This is a genomic window from Bacteroidia bacterium (genome assembly GCA_016218155.1).
Taxonomy (GTDB): Bacteria; Bacteroidota; Bacteroidia; order Bacteroidales; family GWA2-32-17; genus GWA2-32-17.
Genome location: JACREQ010000046.1, coordinates 124,703 through 142,830, shown reverse-complemented (window position 1 = coordinate 142,830; position 18,128 = coordinate 124,703). Strand labels below are relative to the sequence as shown.

Annotated in this window: 11 protein-coding genes and 1 pseudogene; 8 read left to right on the top strand and 4 right to left on the bottom strand. The window is 32.9% G+C overall.

The features are described 5' to 3' along the window. Positions 1-36: 36 nt before the first annotated feature. A complete protein-coding gene (locus tag HY951_08785) occupies positions 37-459 on the bottom strand; it encodes a nucleoside-diphosphate kinase (GenBank protein MBI5540138.1) in 423 nt (140 codons plus the stop codon). A gap of 95 nt (positions 460-554) precedes the next feature. On the opposite strand from HY951_08785, the gene HY951_08780 reads away from it, so the two are divergent. Both HY951_08780 and HY951_08775 read left to right on the top strand, forming a co-directional pair. Beyond that, positions 555-1,589 (top strand): bifunctional oligoribonuclease/PAP phosphatase NrnA, encoded by a 1,035-nt coding sequence (locus HY951_08780; protein ID MBI5540137.1) that lies wholly within the window; start codon positions 555-557, stop codon positions 1,587-1,589. Further along, positions 1,586-2,116, top strand: a complete 531-nt coding sequence (locus HY951_08775) for an FKBP-type peptidyl-prolyl cis-trans isomerase (GenBank protein MBI5540136.1) — start codon at positions 1,586-1,588, stop codon at positions 2,114-2,116. The genes HY951_08780 and HY951_08775 overlap by 4 nt, the downstream gene beginning before the upstream one ends. 89 nt (positions 2,117-2,205) lie before the next feature. Here HY951_08775 and HY951_08770 read toward each other — a convergent pair whose 3' ends face one another. Continuing rightward, a complete protein-coding gene (locus HY951_08770) occupies positions 2,206-2,394 on the bottom strand; it encodes a hypothetical protein (GenBank protein MBI5540135.1) in 189 nt (62 codons plus the stop codon). A 136-nt stretch (positions 2,395-2,530) separates the two neighbouring features. On the opposite strand from HY951_08770, the gene HY951_08765 reads away from it, so the two are divergent. The 3 genes from HY951_08765 to HY951_08755 all read left to right on the top strand — a co-directional run bounded on the left by HY951_08765 (position 2,531) and on the right by HY951_08755 (position 12,949). Then, positions 2,531-8,098, top strand: a complete 5,568-nt coding sequence (locus HY951_08765; protein MBI5540134.1) for a hypothetical protein — start codon at positions 2,531-2,533, stop codon at positions 8,096-8,098. A 60-nt stretch (positions 8,099-8,158) separates the two neighbouring features. Further along, positions 8,159-8,659 carry a hypothetical protein gene (locus HY951_08760; protein ID MBI5540133.1) on the top strand — a complete coding sequence of 167 codons (501 nt, stop codon included), beginning with the start codon at positions 8,159-8,161 and terminating at the stop codon, positions 8,657-8,659. 123 nt (positions 8,660-8,782) lie between these two features. Next, complete coding sequence (locus HY951_08755) at positions 8,783-12,949, top strand: T9SS type A sorting domain-containing protein (protein ID MBI5540132.1); 4,167 nt, start codon at positions 8,783-8,785, stop codon at positions 12,947-12,949. 5 nt (positions 12,950-12,954) lie between these two features. On the opposite strand, the gene HY951_08750 is transcribed toward HY951_08755, so the two are convergent. Next, positions 12,955-13,371 (bottom strand): DUF3788 domain-containing protein, encoded by a 417-nt coding sequence (locus HY951_08750; protein ID MBI5540131.1) that lies wholly within the window; start codon positions 13,369-13,371, stop codon positions 12,955-12,957. A 35-nt stretch (positions 13,372-13,406) separates the two neighbouring features. Further along, complete coding sequence (locus HY951_08745; protein MBI5540130.1) at positions 13,407-14,204, bottom strand: T9SS type A sorting domain-containing protein; 798 nt, start codon at positions 14,202-14,204, stop codon at positions 13,407-13,409. Positions 14,205-14,324: 120 nt separating this feature from the next. Between HY951_08745 and uvrB the strand changes: the two genes are divergently transcribed. The 3 genes and pseudogenes from uvrB to HY951_08730 all read left to right on the top strand — a co-directional run bounded on the left by uvrB (position 14,325) and on the right by HY951_08730 (position 18,076). Then, on the top strand, positions 14,325-16,349 hold the full coding sequence (gene uvrB / locus HY951_08740; protein ID MBI5540129.1) for an excinuclease ABC subunit UvrB: 2,025 nt from the start codon (positions 14,325-14,327) through the stop codon (positions 16,347-16,349). 84 nt (positions 16,350-16,433) lie between these two features. Further along, positions 16,434-16,883, top strand: coding sequence for a hypothetical protein (locus tag HY951_08735; protein ID MBI5540128.1), 450 nt, complete (start codon positions 16,434-16,436; stop codon positions 16,881-16,883). Positions 16,884-16,894: 11 nt separating this feature from the next. Then, positions 16,895-18,076: pseudogene (locus tag HY951_08730) on the top strand (trypsin-like peptidase domain-containing protein). Positions 18,077-18,128 lie beyond the last annotated feature (52 nt).

The window sequence follows — 18,128 nt, the reverse complement described above, 5'->3', positions numbered from 1 at the left end:
CGAAAGACCTGACTGCAGATAAAAATATTTTTTTGCTTATTTATAAAAGCGTTCTATCTGCGAGAAGAAGAAGCTTGCTTCAATTTCAGCATTCTCGTCACTATCCGAACCATGTACAGCATTTTCCTGAACAGAAGTTGCAAACATTTTGCGGATAGTACCCTCGTCAGCCTGAGCTGGATTTGTACTTCCTATAAGTTTACGATATTCTGCAACCGCATTTTCTTTTTGTAAAATTGCAGCTACTATTGGTCCAGATGACATAAAAGCTACTAAATCATTATAAAAAGGTCTTTCAGCATGAACTGCATAAAACTTCTCAGCTTGTGATTTTGAAAGATGTAACATCTTCATAGAAACAAAGTGAAAACCTGCTTTGTTGATAACTGATAAAATTTCGCCGATGTGTTCCTGACTAACAGCACATGGCTTAATCATTGTGAATGTAATGTTTCCCATATTAAAATTTAAGTTTTTTAAAGATGGTAAAATTAGATTTTTCAATTGATTCTACAAACCAAAACATTATCTTTGATGATTAAAAAACATAAATAGTGCAAAACGAAATAAAATTCAACTTTAATAAAGTAAAATATTTAATTACTGAAGCTAAGAATATTTGTCTTATAACACACTTTAACCCAGATGGTGATGCTATTGGTTCATCTTTAGGTTTATTTCATATTTTAGTTGATTTAGGAAAAAAAGTAAATGTTGTTGTACCAAACGAGTATCCTGATTATTTACAATGGCTTCCATCAAATTCTGATGTGTTAAAATATAGCCTGCAAAAAGAAATCACGAAAGATATTATCAACTCTTCTGATTTAATTATTTGTCTTGATTTTAACGAACTAAGACGTACTGGAATTTTGTTTGAAGTACTGGAAACAAATAAATCAAAGAAAATTTTAATTGATCATCACCCCTACCCTCAGGATATTTTTGACATTCAGATTTCAGATATAACTGTAAGTTCAACTGCCGAATTAGTTTATGAAACTGTTTTAAACTGTGAATATGAAAAACATATAAATTTTAATGCAGCTACCTGTTTGTTTGCAGGATTACTAACTGACACAGTTGCCTTTAATGTAAATTGTTCTAATCCCAGAACTTTCGAAATCGCAGCAAAATTAATGTCTTATGGTTTAAACAAAGAAGATATTCACCGAAGACTTTTTGATAATTTTTCGGCAAATAGAATGAGACTTTTAGGTTATGTATTGAGTCAAAAATTAACAATACTACCTGAATTTTGTACAGCTTTTATGTGGCTTACAGCAGAAGAATTAAAAGAGTACGAGTTCAAAATGGGAGACTCAGAAGGGTTTGTAAATTATTCACTTTCAATTAAAGGGATAAATTTTGCTGCATTATTTATGCAACGCGAAGACCATATTAAAATCTCATTCCGATCAAGAGGTAATATTCCTGTAAATAAAATTATAAGTTCTCATTTTTCAGGAGGTGGGCATAAAAATGCTGCAGGAGGTGAAGAATATTTACTTAGTATGGACGAAACAATAAAAAAATTCGTTTCTATTTTGCCACAATACGAAGATGTATTAAATCCTTGTAAAAAATGAGAGTAGTTTTCTTCTTTATTTTTAGCATAACCTGCTTAATTATTTCATGCACAAATGATATTAATAAACCTCAATCTAATGAAGAAATATTATCATACAAAGAACCACTAGTAAAAGTAAATCAGATACTTGTAGACAAAGACTCAGATCTAATTGCATCTTATTGTAATCGTAGAAACTTAAATCTCAATTCTTCAGAATCTGGATTATGGTACAAAATTTATCATACTGGAAAAGGTGATTCAGCAAAATCCGGAATAGTTGCAAACCTAAATTATAAAATCACCTTACTTGACGGAAAACAATGCTATTCGAGCGATTCACTTGGGCCTAAAAGCTTTTTGATAGGTCAGGGTGGCGTTGAAAAAGGTTTAGAAATTGGAATACTCATGATGCGTGAAGGAGATAAAGCAAAATTCATTTTACCCCCAGGATTAGCATGGGGATTAATTGGTGACGAAAAGAAAATCCCATCACGCTCTATCATTATTTACGATGTTGAGCTAATCGAATTAACAGACTATTAAGCGATTTGTCATTCAGAGCGTAGAGAAGAATCTATATTCGTATTTAGATTCTTCATCCACTGCGGCGGACAGAATTACAAAAACATATTTTATTTCAACAGTGTAGAATCAATAGAAGTTGTATCTAAGCTCATATCTGTTGACATCTCCTGCAAAGATTTATTCATTTCTTCTAAAATCTGCTTCTCTGTTTTTGCCTGTTCTTCCTGACTATTACAAGAAACAAATACAAATCCAGCAAATAATAACATCGTGAAAATAACTGCAATTTTTTTCATATTTTATTTTATTAATTATCAAACCAAAAATACATAATATTCTTTAAAAATAATTTTCAATAATTTGAAAAACATTAATCTAAATTTCTTTACTTTTGGTTGGTTAAAATCAAAAACAACAAACTAGTAATAAACTATGAAAACTAAAAAATTTCTCTTTACTATCGCCTTTTTGCTTGCAGTAGCAATTGCAGCTATAGCAGTTTATTTTAATTCTGGCAGTTCATCTACAAAAGTTTCAGACAGTTCAATTTATGCAGAATACATTTCTGCTTATACATCTGGAATCATTTCAAAAAAATCGACTATTACAGTAAAACTTACAGAAAATACTGCAAATCAGGTAAAAAAAGAGAACCTAAACCTTGATGATCTTTTTGATTTTAACCCATCTATTTCTGGGAAAGCAAATTGGGTTGATAGCCAAACCATAGAATTCAAGCCAGATGCTGATTTAAAAGGCGGCACCCATTATATAGCTGATTTTGATCTAGGAAAACTAATTCAGGTTTCCGAAGATTTACAAACTTTTACTTTTGACTTTTTTACAATAAAGCAAAACTTTGATGTTTCTGTTGAAGAAACCAGAACTATTGATAAATCAATGTACAAACTTCAAAAAACATCTGGAATTATTACACTTGCAGATTATGAAACAATTGAAAATGTCAAAAAAATTCTTGAAGTAAGTCAGGATGGTAATCCGGTTGATGTGAAAATTTCTGCTGCCGGTGAAAACAAATTTTCATTTGATCTTGACAGTATAAAACGTACAGATGTTGAATCATCACTTGTAATTAAATGGAGAGGTGATGCAATTGACGTAGAAAATAATGGAGACACAACTGTAATTATTCCGCCTTTAAGTAGTTTTATTTGTATGTCATATAAAATATATGATTTACCTGAACAGTGTTTGCAAATTCAATTCTCTGACCCCATTGACGAAAGTCAAAGTCTTGTTGGTTTAATTTCACTTGGTAATCTTGACGGGCTTCGTTATACAGTAGATGACAATCTTATAAAGGTTTATCCGGCAAATCAATTAATAGGAGATTATAATTTAGTTGTTAACGAAGGAATATTAAATTCAAAGGGAAAATTACTCACCGGAACATTAAACACAACAATAACATTTGAGAATCTTAAACCACAAGTCAGACTTGTAGGCAAAGGTGTAATACTTCCTCATTCGGCAGACGGTTTGGTAATGCCATTTGAGGCAGTAAATTTAAAAGCGGTTGACATCAGAATTATTCGAATATATGAAAATAACATTACACAATTTTTACAGGTTAATGAGCTAGAAGGAAACTCAGAGCTTCGTAGAGTTGGAAATATAGTTTACCAAGGAGTTGTTCAACTTGACCAGACACCAAATACAACATTAAGCAAATGGAATAGATTTACATTAGATTTAAGTAAATATATTAATGCAGAACCTGGGGCAATTTACAGAGTTTCTATAGGTTTCAGAAAACAGCACTCTGTTTACCCATGTTCGGGGGAAGAAACAACTGATGTAGAAAATCTAGAACAAACCGATAAAGGTATTGAATCAAGTTTTGAATATTTTGATGATTCTCATGAATATTCAAGCTGGGATTATTATGAATATGATTATTACGGAAATTACTGGGAAAATCGCGACAATCCATGCAATAAAGCATATTATAATTCAGAAAAATCAGTATCACAAAATATTATTGCTTCTGACTTAGGAATAATTGCAAAAAAAGGTAATGATGGTTCGATGACAGTATTTATTGCAGATATTGTTACAGCAAAGCCATTAAATAATGTTGATGTAGAAGTTTATGATTATCCAAGACAAATTCTTGGAAAAGCAGTAACAGATGGAAATGGTAAAGTTACATTTCCTAAATTTGATAAACCATTTGTTATAGTTGCTAAAAAAGATAAGCAACGAGGTTATTTAAAATTAACTGATGGAGCTTCACTTTCATTAAGTGCATTTGAAGTTAGCGGAACTTCAGTTATTGACGGACTAAAGGGATTTATTTATGGTGAACGTGGTGTATGGAGACCGGGCGATAGTTTGTACTTAACCTTTATACTTGAAGAAAACGGAGAACCAATTCCAGAAAATCTGCCTGTTGTTTTTGAATTAAAAAATCCGGATAACCAACTTATAAAAAGGATAGTTCAAAAGAAGAGCAAATCAGGTTTTTATCAATATAATTTAAAAACAAATGACGATGCTCCAACAGGAAACTGGACTGCTTTAGTAACTGTTGGTGGTGCAACATTCGACAAAAAACTTAAGATTGAAACCATAAAACCAAACAGATTAAAAATAAAATTTGATTTTGGCATTAAGAAAATTATTAAGAACCAGGAAACATCAGGCAATATGGAAGTTTTATGGTTACATGGTGCAATTGCAAAAAACCTAAAAACTCAGGTTGAACTTACCATGAACCCTGTTACAACAAAGTTCGATAAATATCAGGATTTTGTTTTTGATGATCCAACAAAAAAATATTCACCTTCAATTGAAACAGTTTTCGAAGGTCAGCTAGATGAAAACGGAAAAACAAAAGTTACAGCTAACATTGATGCAGGTGAAGCTGCACCAGGTTTCTTAAAAGCTACTTTTATAACAAAAGTTTTTGAAAAAGGTGGTGATTTCAGTATCGATCAATTTTCCATTCCTTATTATCCTTACACAAGTTTTATTGGTTTAAAAATGCCAAAAGGTGATAAAACAAGAGGAATGTTATTAACCGATACTACACATCAGGTAGAAATGATAATTCTTGATTCTGATGGTAAGGTTACTTCCAACCCTCACCAGATTGAATTATCATTTTATAAAATTGACTGGAAATGGTGGTGGGATCAATCAGAAGAATATCTTGCAAACTATAACGGACATTCATATATTCAGCCGCTTAAACGAGAAACAATTACTTCTTCAGGTGGAAAAGCAAAATGGAATATAAAAATAAAATATCCGGATTGGGGACGCTATATGGTTATTGCAAAAGATTTAACAAGCGGACATTCTACAGGTAAAATTGTATATATTGACTGGCCTGGTTGGGCTGGACGTGAGGCTAAAGACCATTCCGGAGCTGCAACACAGCTAACATTTACTGCTGACAAAGACAAATATCAGGTTGGCGATGATGTAACACTGACAATTCCAGGAAGTGAAGGAGCACGAGCATTAGTTTGTATTGAGAATGGAACAAAATTAATTCAATCATTTTGGGTTGAAACCGGAAGTAAATTAAATCAGTTTACTTTTAAAACAACAGCAGAAATGACTCCGAATATTTATGCTAACATTACACTCTTACAACCACATGCACAAACTGCAAACGACCTTCCAATAAGGATGTACGGAATTTTGCCAATTAGTATTGAGGATCCAAAAACTCATATTTATCCAGTAATTGATATGCCTGATAAACTACGTGCAGAATCAACGGTAAACATTAGTGTAAAAGAAAAAAACGGTCATGATATGACATACACGCTTGCTATTGTTGATGAAGGGTTACTTGATCTTACACGTTTTAAAACACCTGATCCATGGGAAAATTTCTTTGCTAAAGAAGCTCTCGGCGTAACAACATGGGATTTATACGATTTGGTTATTGGTTCTTTTGGTGGCAAACTTGAAAGAATCTTAAGTATTGGTGGTGACGGTGAAGAAAAATCTGGTGGCAGCAAAAAAGCAAATCGTTTTAAACCAATGGTAAAATTTATCGGACCATTTTTCTTAAAAGGTGGAAAAACAGAAACACATAAAATTAAACTTCCAAACTATGTAGGTTCAGTTAGAACTATGGTTATAGCAGGTGATAATGGTGCTTATGGTAGTGCAGAAAAAACTACTCCAGTAACAAAACCACTTATGGTTTTGGCAACACTTCCAAGAGTATTGGGACCGGGTGAAACATTAAAATTACCAGTAAGTGTTTTTGCAATGGAAAATAATGTTAGAAATGTTAGTGTTTCTGTTAAAACAAATAACCTGATTAAAATTGAAGGTTCTTCAACAAAGAATATAACATTTAAAGCAAATGGTGAAGAATACGTTGAATTTGACTTAACAGTTCTTAAGAAAACTGGTATTGCTAAAGTTGAAATTAATGCCACCTCTGGAAACGAAAAAGCACATTATGAAGTTGAGCTCGATGTTAGGAACCCTAATCCTAAAGTTACAGATTCTAAAGGTGAAATGATTGAAGGTGGGCAATCAGTTACAATAAACTATACTCCTATTGGAATTGAAGGCACAAATAAAATAACTCTGGAACTTTCTGCAATACCACCACTAAATCTCGAAAAACGTTTAAAATATCTTATCACCTACCCTCACGGTTGCATTGAACAAACGACTTCATCTGCATTTCCACAACTTTATTTAGAAGATTTGGTTGATTTAACAAAGGAAAGAAAAGATGAAATTGCTGCAAACATTAAGTACGGAATTCAGAGATTAATGCAATTCCAAAATTATAATGGAGGTATGTCATATTGGATGGGCGGACAAGATGTTGACGAATGGGGAACATCATATGCCGGTCAATTTCTTATCGAAGCTCAAAAGAAAGGCTATATTGTTTCTGACACATTCTTAAAGAAATGGAAGAAATATCAGAAAACAATGGCTTCTAAATGGACAAACAATGGACCTTCGTCTCAATTGTTACAAGCATACAGATTATACACTCTTGCTCTTTCAGGTACTGCAGAGATTGGTCCAATGAACCGTTTAAAAGAATGTAAAAACCTTTCTGAATCGGCAAAATGGAGATTAGCGGCAGCATACCAGTTAGCAGGTAAAAAATCAATTGCAGAAAAATTAATTGCAGGCTTAAGTGTTCAAGTGCCAAAATATACTGAACTTTATTTCACATATGGCAGCGATGTACGCGACAAATCAATGATACTTGAAACACTTAGTCTACTTGGAAGAAAAAAAGAAGCATTTAATTTATTAAAAGATATTTCAAATCAGATTTCCGGTAATGATTGGTACAGCACTCAATCTACTGCTTATTCGTTGGTAGCAATCTCAAAATATCTTGGTGATCAAAAACCAACCGGACAAATAAAAGCTTCATTCCAGATTGCAGGAGGAAACTGGGTTAATGTTAATACTTTAAAATACATTGCTCAAGCAAATATTCCTGTTAAAAATATTGATGAATCATCAGTTAATATTAAAAACGGTAGTAACGGAGTTTTATATGCACGAATAATTATGGAAGGTATTCCTGAAGCAGGAAATGAAACAGATGCATCAAGTGGATTGAAAATTGATGCTATATACAGAACGCTTGAAGGAACATTTATTGAGCCTGCTAGTATAGAACAGGGAACAGATTTTTATGTTCAGGTAAAACTTACAAATTCATCAGTTTTGGAATATAAACAAATGGCATTATCGCAGATATTCCCATCCGGTTGGGAAATTATTAATACACGTTTGTTAGAAATTGATAATGTAACAAAGTCATCAATTCCTACTTATCAGGATATCCGCGATGACAGGGTTTATACATATTTTGATTTAAAAGCCGGTGAAACCAAAACATTCAGCGTATTGTTAAACGCAAGCTATACCGGTCATTATTATTTACCGGCTATAAGTTGCGAAGCAATGTATGATGCAACTATTAACGCACGCCGAAAAGGTATGTGGGTTGACATTGTAAAACCATAATTTTTTCCTCAGAGTCACTTTCATTAGACTCTGAGGAAATTTTTAATCTTTTTAAACCACATGTGTAACATTAAGTATTTTATTGTTTGTGCTTTTGCTTGCAATATATTAAATTTTGCTTATGCTCAAACAGAAACTGTAAATCCAGAGCCAAATAATAAACGAATATATTTTATTGCAGGAAATGGATTTCCTGAACTTATTCACGCAAGCTTAGGATACTATTTTAACAAAAAAGTGAGTTTGGAATTAGAATATGGTAATGTGATTTTTAACAACATGATAGGAATTGGCAGCACATATTATTTACATTTTAAAAAAAATAACTTCCATAGCATTCTGATTAATGTTTCAGTCAGGACAAACCCTAACAATTATCCTCTTAAATTACAAAGTGGTGGTGAAACATTAGGATCAATGTTAGAGTTATATAGCGGATATAACTATTGTAGCAAAAAAGGATTTATTTTCAGAGCACTAATAGGATTTATGATAACATCTGAGAACAATCGTATTGGTGGTGGACCAAACACAAAATTAGGAATCGGTTATTGTTTCTAAGAATAGTTTAAAGTAGATTTTTAATTTATTTGAAATTTTATAATGTTAATTAACATTATAACAATTATTTGAATTTTACAAAATTTAATATATCTTTGGTAAATTATCATTATAAATAATGTTATGAAAAAAATATTATTGATTATAGCAATTATTCTTTTTCAATACTCTAATTTATTTTCACAAAGCGGAACAAGTTGTAGTGTTGCAGAACCTTTTTGCACAGGTGTTACATATGGTTTTCCAATGAATACAAATACAGCTGCTGAATCTGGTCCTAATTACGCATGCCTTTATACTCAGCCAAATCCTGTATGGTATTATTTATTAATTGATCAACCTGGCGACATTACTATTCACATGGAATCATCAACTGGTAACGATATTGACTTTGTTGCCTGGGGTCCGTTTCCATATCCTTCATATCCTTGCACAGGAGCATTAACAGCCGGATGTACTTCTTGCCCAAATAACACCTCTGATCCATATTTTTATCCATCAGGAAATACTGTTGATTGTAGCTACGATCCTGCACCAGTTGAAAACTGCCATATTTCAAGTGCATTAACTGGACAATATTATATGCTTTGCATTACCAATTATTCTAATGCAGCAGGCAATATCTCATTTTCGCAAACCAATGCAGGACAAACCGGAGCGGGCTCAACTAATTGCTCATGTTGCTTATTAAATTGTATTTTCTCGCAAATGGATTCGCAATCATCCCAATGTGATTCCACTAACAACACATTCACACTTACAGGAACAATAACTTTCAGTGAAATAAGAGATTCCGGATTTGTAACAATAACTCCACCTAATGGTACTCCGGTTATTATTCAGGCACCTTTTGACACAACAGAATCTTTTGTTATTTCAGGTTTAATTGCTGACGAGCAGTATCAGAATATAAACTTTATGTATAATAATGATCCATTATGTCAAGCAACTTTCTCATTTATAGCACCACCTCCTTGTATAAGTTGTTATGCATACGCAGGAGAAGACACCTCAACATGTGGTTTAACGTATAATTTACATGCACCAAATATTACAGGCTATTCAGGACATTGGTCCTGTGATTCGGCAGGGGTTATTATTCCTTCTGCAAATTCAAATAATACAGCAGTTCAAGTTCCGGATTATGGGTATTACACATTTATCTGGACAAATGTCAGCCCCTCAAATGACACCTGTTCAGATTCTGTAACAATTCTATTTAAAAGAATACCTACTTCAAACTTTACAGTAAGTCCAACAACTTTACTATGCGAGCACGATTCATTACACGTTGTATACACAGGCATAAGTTCTCCGACAGCACAATTTAATTGGCTTTTCATTCCAGCAGCTAACACATTACAAGGACCGACTGATAATGATTTCTGGATAAACTACCCTATTTCAGGCACAAAGAACATTAAACTTACAGTTACAGATAATGGCTGTACAAGCTCAATATCAACTGTTCAAAAGTATATTCCAGCCGGTTACAATTTGACCACAACAGTTGGAGTAAGTAATTGTACAGCAGGATCAACACAAACAGTTCAGGTTTATGCAAGCGGACCATATCCACCATTTACCTATAGTTGGTCGAATGTTACAGGCCCCCCATTTTCCGCTGGCACATATTCAGTGACATCAACAGACACACATGGTTGTAAAGAAACAAGTACATTTATTGTTGACTCTTCTGCATTTTCATTAACTACAAATTATCAGAATCTAACATGTTACAATAATTCATCAGGTGAAATTACTGTAACACCAAGCGGAGGCACTCAACCTTATTCTTATCTTTGGTCAAACGGGGCAACATTAAATACTTTGACTTCTTTATCAGCGACAAATTATTCAGTAACTGTAACAGATCAGATGGGATGCACTCTTATACATGCTCATACGCTAAGTCAACCAAGTGCAATAACAATTAACAAAACTATCACTAATGTAATTTGCTATAACGATTGCAATGGAAAAATAACCTCCAGTATAACAGGTGGAACTTCACCATATACATACCTATGGAACACAGGTGAAACAACCAGTATTATTGACAGTTTATGCCCAGGATTATACAATATAACAGTAACTGATATTAATAATTGTAATGCTGTTCAGAATAACATTACAGTTGCCAATCATGCAGACATGGTAATAACAATGCCAAGTTCACTATCTGACTGTAATGGCTCCTGCAATGGTGTTGCTTCGGTAACAAATGTATTAAATGCTTACACTCCGGTAACGTACAATTGGTCGAATGGAAGTACAGGTGCTTCTCAAGACTCTTTATGTGCAGGTAGCTATACCGTTACAGTTATTGATTTTAAAGGCTGTACAAAAACCGGAACAAAAACTATAAATGCAACAACAGGTACAGTTTTACTAAGCAATATTATTAACGATTCTATAAGTTGTGTTACTGGGTGTAGTGGAGCAATTGCAGCTTCTGCAACTGGAGGTGTAAACCCATACACATACCATCTTGGAACGCTTTCAAATACGACCGGAACATTTAGCAATATTTGTCCGGGAAATTACTCTGTATGGGCTGCTGATTCCAATAATTGTGTTTCAAATTCGTCTTTTTCAATTCAAGGACTACCTGCTGTAATTGCTAATGCAGGTCCAGATCAGACTATTTGCAATGGTTCATATACAACTCTAACTGCAACAGGTGGAATTAGCTATTCATGGAGTCCAAGCCCTGCACAGCAAGGAATACCTTTCTTATATTCAAGTAGCAGATATTATTACGTATTAGTAACCGATGCTAATGGATGTACAGGCACGGACAATGTTTATGTTACAGTACAACCACTTTCAACCTCTTATGCAGGAACAGATCAAACAAAATGCAAAGATAACAACATTACATCTCTTTCCGGATCAACAAATACAGTTGGTGAAATATGGACAGGAGGCTCAGGAGTATTTACCCCTAACAATACAACAATAAATGCAACATATACACCAACAGCCACTGAACTTTCAACCGGATTTGTTACATTAACACTTACTACTACAACAAATGGGGTATGCAATGCCGCCTCAGACCAAATGACAATATCTTTCACAGATCCTCCAACTGTTGATGCTGGTATTGATCAAACAAAATGTGCAAATAATGCAGTAACAACACTTGCAGGAAGTTTTACAATAGCTACAGGTGCAATATGGTCAGGCGGAGCAGGAACTTTTTCACCTAATTCAACAACATTAAATGCTATATATACTCCAACAGCATCTGAAATAGCTTCAGGAAGTAAAACATTAACCCTTACAACAACTGGCAATGGATATTGTTCGGCTAAAACTGATCAGATAACAATTAACTTTACCCCTGCTCCTACTGCATTTGCCGGAATTGATACCAATATTTGCGGGAATGACCCCATAACACTTAACGGAATAGTAACATCGGCAACAGGTGGCTTATGGACTGGAGGAAATGGAACATTTAATCCTAACTCAAGTACATTAAATGCTACATATACTCCAACTACAACAGAAGTTTCAACTGGAAATGTAAATTTAAATCTTACAACTACAGGAGTTGGAAATTGTATTGCAAGTTCAGATGTTATAACAATTTATTTTCATCCTCAAATAAATGCAAATGCAGGTTCAGATATAACAATATGTATTGGGGATTCCATAACATTATATGCAACTGGAGGAATAAATTATATATGGAATAACTCTGTAATACAAGGGCAAGCATTTACACCAGTATCTACTGACATATATACTGTTACTGTAACCAATAGTTTTGGTTGCACTTCATCAGACAGTTTATTTATTAATGTTATTAATCCTGAAATAAACTTAACAGAGTATTCAGACACATTACATTCAAGTGGTCCTTACCAACAGAATATTTGTTTATTACAATGGTATGATTCGCAAGGTTTAATTACCGGAGCAACAGGTGAAATTTTTGTTCCTGTTTATTCCAGTGATTTTTATGTTATATCTGATTGCAATGGATGTAAAGACACATCAAATATTTTCAGTTTCATTTATACACAAACAAATGAGTTAGCAATGGATAAAGTTTTTATTTACCCTAATCCAACTAAAGATGAAATAACTATTGAAAATGTTTCAATTTATAAAACAATTATAATTACTGATGAATCAGGAAAGACACTTCAGGTAATTGAAAACATTAATAAAAACAAATTAAACATCTCGCTTAAGAATTACTCATCGGGAGTATACATAATTAAGCTATCAGCAAATAACAATATAACAATTAGTAAAACAATAATTAAGCAATAATTTCTTTAATTTGAGATTTTAATTGTTATTAATTTTTTAATATCATTCACTTGAACATTGCTTTTTACTTCAAGTCTTATTCCTCTGCCTTCGGCATATACTTTTGCATTTTTAATCTCTGATTTTATTTCTTCTGAAATATCAGAATTCAATATTTCATCTGATGCTTTATTGCCAAAAACAAATGCAACTTTAAAATATTTATCCCTTGGCAAAAAATAAATCAATACTCTTTTGTTATCACTTATCTTATAACTCCAACCATATTTTTCACTTGTAAATGCCCAACTATCTTTATATTTCGGATAAGCTTTATAAGCATATTCTGAAAGAGTTTTCCATAAATCATATGTATTCCCTAAAGCAACTTTTAAATCAGTTATTGTAGGCGTCTTAGTTTTATCGGTAAAAATACTTTTCATAACAAACTTAATTAATATTTACTTATGTTATAACATTACTTTTTTATTACCATTTTAATTGTTTTAATCATAGCTCCAGCTTTAACTTCACAGAAATACAAACCAGAACTAAGATTGTTTAATTCTGTTAATTCTAGTGATTCGCCTTCAATATAATTATCTTTTTCAAAATACTTTACAAGTATTCCTTTTTCATCAAAAACAGCTACTCTTATTATCTCATTAAATCCGGAAGGTAAATGCAAATCTAAAGAAATATTACCTTCAGATGGATTAGGAAATGCAATTAAATTTATAATATTATCGTCTGGCAATTCTTTTACAGAAATTGACAAACCTGAATTTGATATGGGATACCATTCGTGATAATACCAATGATAGCTATATACTGCAGTATCAGTTAAAGCAAACAAACTACTATTACTGCTACTACCCGAATCGCCATACACTGTTAACATTCTAACATCAGGCTTATTGTTAACCCTTGGAAGTCCAACATTTGATAAAGGAAACCAGGTTTGAACAAACCAGTTATAATTTAATACAACAGTATCTGAAAAAACAAATATACCACTTGAATTATTTATTTTGTTATTATATACTGCTAATGAAGAAACCCTCACTGTATCATTGACACGAGTTAAACCATTATTTTCAAGCGCAAACCATTCGTGATAATACCAGCTGTAGCGATAAACTGCAGTATCCTGCAAAGCAAATAATCCACTTGTATAAGAACTTTGATTATCATATGCAGAGATCACTTTTATTTTTTGAGAAAATGAAATTTTAAAAACTCCAAATAAAATAACAGTTAATAATAAATATTTCATAAAAATAAATTTTAATAGATTAAGCTATATTTCAATTATTTATAATAACACTCAAAAATAATAAATTTTAGTACAAATAATATGCAAAAAATCTATTCAAATATTTGGTATTTTTGCAATATGGACTTAAAACTTATATCTCCTTTCTCACCAACAGGCGACCAGCCCGAAGCTATTAAACAATTAGTAGACGGAATAAATTCAGATTTAAAATATCAAACACTTTTAGGTGTAACCGGGTCAGGAAAAACTTTCACTATCGCAAATATGCTTGCACAAGTGAAAAGACCGGCTTTAATTTTAAGTCATAATAAAACTTTAGCAGCTCAACTATATTCAGAATTTAAGCAATTCTTTCCGGAAAATAAAGTTGAGTATTTTGTTTCTTATTACGATTACTATCAACCTGAAGCTTATATCCCCTCCTCAGACACTTATATTGAAAAAGATCTTGCAATAAATGATGAAATTGAAAAACTTAGGCTCAGTGCAACATCTGCCCTATTATCAGGAAGACAGGATGTTATTGTGGTTTCTTCTGTTAGTTGCATTTATGGAATAGGTAATCCTGATGATTTTTATAATAGTGTAATTGAAATTTTTGTTGGTCAGAAAATAAGTAGAGATAAACTTTTAAAGCAATTAGTTGACAGTTTATATTCAAGAACAGAAAACGATTTTACCAGGGGCACATTTCGTGTACGAGGTGATACTGTTGACATTTTTATAGCGTATGATGACGTTGCCACAAGAATAATATTCTTTGGTGATGAAATTGAAGAAATAAGTACAATTAATCCTGAAAGTTGTATAACAATTGACAATCACGAAAAACAAAGAATTTATCCGGCAAATATTTTTGTGACATCAAAAAACAGAATTCATGAAGCTATTCGTGAAATTCAGGATGATTTATTTTTACAAATAGAATCATTTAAAAGCAAGGGTCAGATGCTTGAGGCAAAAAGAATTGAAGAGCGCGTTACTTTTGACCTTGAAATGATTAAAGAATTAGGATACTGTTCAGGAATTGAAAACTATTCGAGATATTTTGACGGAAGGAAACCAGGCACAAGACCATTCTGCCTTTTAGATTATTTTCCTAAAGATTTTATTACAATTATTGACGAAAGCCACGTTACAATTCCACAAATCAGAGGAATGCATGGTGGTGATAAAGCAAGAAAAAAGAATCTTGTTGAATATGGATTCAGATTACCTGCAGCTGCGGATAACCGTCCTTTACAATATGATGAATTCAGCAGTATAATAAATCAGGTAATATTTGTTAGTGCAACTCCAACAGATTACGAACTTCAATTGAGTGAAGGAATTGTTGCCGAACAAGTAATTCGCCCTACCGGAATTATGGACCCTCAGATAGAGGTCAGACCAAGCTTAAATCAGGTTGATGACTTAATGCATGAAGTAGACATAAGAATTAAACGGAAAGAAAGAATTCTTGTAACAACTCTCACAAAACGCATGGCGGAAGAATTGGCGAAATACTTTACAAAATTTGATATTAAATGCAGATATATCCATTCCGATGTTGAAACATTAGATCGTGTTGAAATAATGGATGGTTTGCGAAATGGCGTTTTTGATGTATTAATTGGAGTAAATCTTTTACGTGAAGGATTGGACTTACCTGAAGTTTCACTTGTTGCGATTTTAGATGCTGATAAAGAAGGATTTTTGCGTTCGGCAAGATCATTAACACAAACTGCAGGAAGAGCTGCGCGCCATTTGAGTGGCAGAGTAATTATGTATGCCGATAAAATTACGGAGTCGATGCGAAAAACAATTGAAGAAACTGACAGACGACGTGAGAAGCAACTAAAATATAATTCAGATAACGATATAACTCCTCAACAAATAATAAGAGCATCAAAATCTATACTTGGAGATTTTAAACAGCATCAGGCAAAAGCAAATGCAAAAGCATACATTGAAAATGAAAGTTTTGATATAGCAGCTGATCCGGTTTTAAAATATATGAACCAAGACCAGATAAAGAAAGCAATTGATGCTGCAAGAAAATCGATGGAGAAAGAAGCAAAGGCACTAAATTTTATAGAAGCAGCAATGTTTCGTGACGAGATTTATCGCTTAGAAAAACTTCTTGGCAAAAAAAACAACTGACTTTTACAGCTTTACGCTAAAACGTTTTAGATATTTGCATTTGCGATTTGAATTCTTTATATTTCGCAAACTAATTTAACTTTTATGAAATACTTTTCAATTCTCTTAATTTTCTTTCCTATTTTACTGGGAAACAGCTGCAAAAGCTCTAAAAGTGCCGAAAATACCAAGTCAACTGTTAATACACAGCAAACTATAAAAAAACTAATTGTTGATAAAAACTTTGACTTTACAAACTATAAAAAAGAGTTTATAGTAAAAACAGCCAGCATTACAGACAGCACATTATCAATAACTTTCAACTACACCGGATGTAGTGATGATGAGATTGATCTTCTATTTAATGGAAATTATTTAAAAAGTTTACCACCTAAAGCATCCTTAAACCTAATTAAAAAGTCTGGTTTAAAAGATTGCGGAAAAAAAGTGGAAAAAACTTTAAAATTCAACATAGCAGGTGTTCAATATGTAGGAACAAAATCGCTTGTTATTCAATTTGCTAATTACGAACCAAAACTAATTTATAATTACTAATTCATAAGTTTATGAAAAAATTTAGACTTTTATTTTTTGCTATTATTTTAAATTTCCTATTTGCTGGAAGTTTATTGGCACAATTAAGCTATGGTGGAAGACCACTTAGCTTTAATCAAAAAATTGCTGTACAGAAATCTGTTCAGACTTTAACAATGCAACCAATTAATGTTGCTTTATTAAAAGCTGAGGATTTGGCAAATGAGAACAATAAAGACATTCCATGGCGCTTTGGTAAAAACATTGATGTTAACATTAACATGGAAACATCAGGTACATGGGATGTATTATCAAATGGTGATAAATTGTGGAGACTAAGAATTTATTCACAAGGTGCTTTAACAATGAATTTTGGATTTAGCAAATTTATACTTCCTGATGGTGCTACATTATTTATGTATAATGAAGACCATTCTGAAGTTCTAGGTTCATTTACAAGTGCAAATAATGTTGCTTCAGGCATTTTTGCAACAACTTTAATTCCAGGTGAAGCTATCACTTTAGAATATTTTGAGCCTGCTAATGCAGCATTTTCCGGAGAACTAATTCTTGACAGAGTAACACATGGTTACCAAAATGTATTTGATTTTGCTCAAAAAGGATTTGGAACTTCCGGTACTTGTCAACGTAATGTTGCCTGTAACCCTGATTCTGCAGGTTGGTCAAAACAAATTCGCTCGGTTTGTATGCTTGTTGTTGGAGGAAGTGGTTTTTGTACAGGTGCTTTAATAAACAATACATCAAATAATGGAACTCCATATGTATTAACAGCTAATCACTGTAGTACAAGTAATGATTTTGCATCGTGGATTTTCTGGTATAACTGGCAAAGTGCAGGTTGTACAAATACAACAAATCCAGCTCACGATCAGGTTACAACTTCTGGTTGTGCTTTAAAAGCAAGAAATGCCGGTTCGGATTTTTGCCTCGTTCAAATGAATGCAACACCTCCTTGTACATTTAATCCATATTATTCGGGTTGGTCAAGATCTACAACACCTGCAACATCTGCTGCATGTATTCATCACCCTGATGGAGATGTAAAGAAAATCAGCCTTTCTTCACAAGCTGCTGTTTCTGCAACTTATTCAAGTGCTACTTGCTGGCAGATTTTCTGGACAGTAGGCTCAACTTGTACAGAACCAGGATCATCAGGATCACCTGTGTATGATCAGAATCATAGAATTATTGGTCAGCTTTATGGTGGACCATCTTCCTGCGGAGCTGCTGCTGCAAGTATGAATG

Coding starts and splice junctions, on each gene's coding strand:
- HY951_08785 (MBI5540138.1), bottom strand. CDS start 459: ATGGGAAACATTACATTCACAATGATTAAGCCATGTGCTGTTAGTCAG.
- HY951_08775 (MBI5540136.1), top strand. CDS start 1,586: ATGAGAGTAGTTTTCTTCTTTATTTTTAGCATAACCTGCTTAATTATT.
- HY951_08770 (MBI5540135.1), bottom strand. CDS start 2,394: ATGAAAAAAATTGCAGTTATTTTCACGATGTTATTATTTGCTGGATTT.
- HY951_08765 (MBI5540134.1), top strand. CDS start 2,531: ATGAAAACTAAAAAATTTCTCTTTACTATCGCCTTTTTGCTTGCAGTA.
- HY951_08760 (MBI5540133.1), top strand. CDS start 8,159: ATGTGTAACATTAAGTATTTTATTGTTTGTGCTTTTGCTTGCAATATA.
- HY951_08755 (MBI5540132.1), top strand. CDS start 8,783: ATGAAAAAAATATTATTGATTATAGCAATTATTCTTTTTCAATACTCT.
- HY951_08750 (MBI5540131.1), bottom strand. CDS start 13,371: ATGAAAAGTATTTTTACCGATAAAACTAAGACGCCTACAATAACTGAT.
- HY951_08745 (MBI5540130.1), bottom strand. CDS start 14,204: ATGAAATATTTATTATTAACTGTTATTTTATTTGGAGTTTTTAAAATT.
- uvrB (MBI5540129.1), top strand. CDS start 14,325: ATGGACTTAAAACTTATATCTCCTTTCTCACCAACAGGCGACCAGCCC.
- HY951_08735 (MBI5540128.1), top strand. CDS start 16,434: ATGAAATACTTTTCAATTCTCTTAATTTTCTTTCCTATTTTACTGGGA.